Source organism: Paenarthrobacter sp. NPDC089988, from assembly GCF_044748465.1.
Lineage (GTDB): Bacteria > Actinomycetota > Actinomycetes > Actinomycetales > Micrococcaceae > Arthrobacter.
Genome location: NZ_JBIVGD010000045.1, coordinates 1 through 3104 on the forward strand (window position 1 = coordinate 1; position 3104 = coordinate 3104).

The window sequence follows — 3104 nt, forward strand, 5'->3', positions numbered from 1 at the left end:
TGGCTGTGACAGGTTTGGATGGCCCCGGTAGGACGGTTATTTCTGGCCCCATTTTGTGACTCGCCGGGTTTCGGTGACGGTTATATGTGGCCCCACCTTCAACGTTGGATTCATCAGTGGATGGATGCGATGGAGGGTTGGTCCGGATGGAGTCGAGGGTGGAGTTATTCGCGCAAATCCGACGGGATGCCCGGTTGGAGGGTTTGTCGGTTCGTGCGTTGGCGGCCCGGTATAAGGTTCATCGAAGGACGGTTCGTCAGGCTCTGGAGTCCGCTGTTCCGCCGGAGCGGAAGCCCCGGCAGGGGGTCGCGTGGCGGTTGGATCCGTTCAAGGCGGCGATCGATGGAATGCTCGTCAGTGACACGGCCGCGCCGCGGAAGCAGCGCCATACCGCTCGTCGGGTCCTCTCTCGTTTGATCGAAGAGCAGGGCGCTGTGGACCTGTCGTATTCGACGGTGAGGGACTACGTACGGGTCCGACGTGCGCAGATCGATGTCGAGGCCGGCCGCCGTGTTGAGGTGTTCGTGCCGCAAGAACACGCCCCTGGTGCCGAAGCCGAGGTGGACTTCGGTGAGGTTTGGGTTGTCCTTGGTGGTGTGAAGACCAAGTGCCACATGTTCGTCTTCCGGTTATCGCATTCGGGAAAGTCCATCCACCGGGTTTATCCGACCCAGGCCCAGGAAGCTTTCCTCGAAGGCCATATTGAGGCATTCACGGAGATCGGCGGTGTCCCTCTCACGCATATCCGCTATGACAATCTGACCAGCGCGGTTACCTCGGTGTTGTTTGGGCAGGGACGCAACCGGCAGGAGAATGACCGGTGGGTGTTGTTCCGTTCGTTTTATGGTTTTGATGCGTTCTACTGCCAGCCCGGGATCGCCGGCGCTCATGAGAAGGGCGGGGTGGAAGGCGAAGTTGGTTGGTTCAGGCGGAACCGGCTGACGCCGATGCCCGTGGCCGCGTCCTTGGAGGAGCTCAACGACAGGATCCGGGGTTGGGAAGTCCAGGACGAGAAACGCCGTATCGGTGACCGGATCCGCAGCATCGGTGAGGACTTCGCGGCCGAGCGGGCGTTTCTGCGTCCCTTACCGGCGGAGGAATTCGACCCGGGCCTGGTGTTGAGTCCGCGGGTGGACAGGTCATCGATGATCACGGTCAGGATGGTGAAGTATTCCGTCCCGGCAAGGTTCATCGGTCGCCGGGTCAGGGTGTCCTTGCGCGCGTCAGAGGTCGTGGTCTTTGACGGGCACCAGGTTGTGGCCAGGCATCAGAGGGTCGCGGCCCGGACGGGCTGCTCGGTGCAGCTCGATCATTACCTTGAAGTCCTCAAGACCAAACCCGGGGCCCTGCCGGGTTCCACCGCACTGGCCCGGGCCAGGGAATCCGGAGCGTTTACCAGCGCTCACGAGGCGTTTTGGGCTGCATCCCGACGGGTTAACGGTGATGCCGATGGAACCCGGGAACTGATCGATGTCCTGTTACTGCACCGCTCCATGCAACCAATCGATGTTGAGGCCGGGATCATCGCCGCCCTGGGTGTCGGGGCCGTCAGCGCCGATGTCGTCGCGGTCGAGGCCCGCCGGCACGCTTCGACAGCCGGCCAGGGTGGGGCCAGCACGGACCGTCATCGTCGTGAACATCCAGAAGTGAATGTGCAACGAGTTGTCAGTTTGACCCAGCGGCGACTGATGGATCCTGCAGCCGTCGTCGCAGGGCTGCCGCAGGACCGGCGGCCCATGCCCACGGTCAGCGCCTACGACGAGCTGCTCGCCAAACGCAGTACGCACCCCACTGAACAAAACAACGCGTCGAAGGAGAACATCTCATGAGCCCGACAAACCCGGCAGCCACGGTCACCCCGACGCTTCGACGCCGGCGCGGTCTCACTGAACAAGCAGCCGTGGCCGCCGTGGATCAGGCCTGCCGCCGGCTCCGGCTGCCCACCATTCGGGCAGTACTGACCGAAGCCCTCACAGTGGCCGGGAAGGAACAGCTCACCTATCAGGGTTTCCTGGCCGAGCTGCTGCTGGCCGAATGCGATGACCGTGACCGGCGCTCTTCCATTCGTCGCGTTAAAGCAGCGAACTTTCCACGCAGCAAGTGGCTCGGTGACTTCGATTTCGACGCGAACACCAACATCAACCCGGCCACGATCCACACCCTTGCAACCGGGGACTGGATCCGCAAAGGCTCTCCATTGTGCCTGATCGGGGACTCGGGAACCGGCAAATCGCACCTGCTCATCGGGCTTGGCACCGCAGCAGCCGAACAGGGCTACAGAGTCAGATACACCCTCGCGACACGGCTGGTGAACGAACTCGTTGAAGCGGCAGACGAGAAGATACTCGCCAAGACCATCGCCCGCTACGGAAGAGTCGACCTTCTCTGCATCGACGAACTCGGATACATGGAACTGGACCGCCGCGGCGCCGAACTGCTCTTCCAAGTCCTCACAGAAAGAGAAGAGAAAAACTCCATCGCCATCGCATCCAACGAATCCTTCTCAGGCTGGACCAAAACCTTCACCGACCCGCGGCTATGCGCGGCAATCGTGGACCGCCTCACCTTCAACGGAACAATCATCGAGACCGGAACGGACTCTTACCGCCTCGCTCACACCATGGCCCAGCAAAGCTCCTGACCCCCTAACCCGCACCGCGCCAGACACCAGCGGATCGAGAAGACCGCGCAGGACCCATGCGCTCCCCTCACACCGGCCAACCTAGGCTTCTTGGATCTCACGGAGGGTCAGGCCAAGCAACTGCACACTGATCTCATCAAACGGATTCAAACCAGCCAAAAAGTCATCGAAGTCCGGAATGGACCCCATTCCGCCCCGGGCAATAAATTCCAGCCACATCGTGGTCATGTCCAATTTTCCGGTCATGAGCAAATCGATAGCTTCAGCACGCACTTCTTCGACAGTCACCACGGCCAACTCTCTTCGCTTCCAGAGCCTCCTCTACACGGAAACGTACCCAGGACAACCTGCCCTAAACCCCGCGGCATCATGCTCACACGCGTGACAACACGCCGCCCAAGCTATCTCAAGTGGGGCCACACATAACCGTCACCCTGGGGCCAAAAACGCTTGACATCTTCAG

3 protein-coding genes are annotated in these 3104 nt (G+C 61.2%); 2 read left to right on the forward strand and 1 reads right to left on the reverse strand.

The genetic code is table 11. The features are described 5' to 3' along the window. Positions 1–146 precede the first annotated feature (146 nt). On the forward strand, positions 147–1829 hold the full coding sequence (istA, locus tag ACIPV6_RS23615) for an IS21 family transposase (RefSeq protein ID WP_400273228.1): 1683 nt from the start codon (positions 147–149) through the stop codon (positions 1827–1829). Further along, positions 1826–2641: an IS21-like element helper ATPase IstB gene (gene istB / locus ACIPV6_RS23620; protein WP_400273229.1), complete on the forward strand. Its 816-nt coding sequence runs from the start codon at positions 1826–1828 to the stop codon at positions 2639–2641. Before istA ends, istB begins: the two co-directional genes overlap by 4 nt. Positions 2642–2722: 81 nt before the next feature. Here the strand turns inward: istB and ACIPV6_RS23625 are convergent, their stop codons facing one another. After that, positions 2723–2929, reverse strand: a complete 207-nt coding sequence (locus ACIPV6_RS23625; protein WP_400273230.1) for a hypothetical protein — start codon at positions 2927–2929, stop codon at positions 2723–2725. Between the last annotated feature and the right edge of the window lie 175 nt (positions 2930–3104).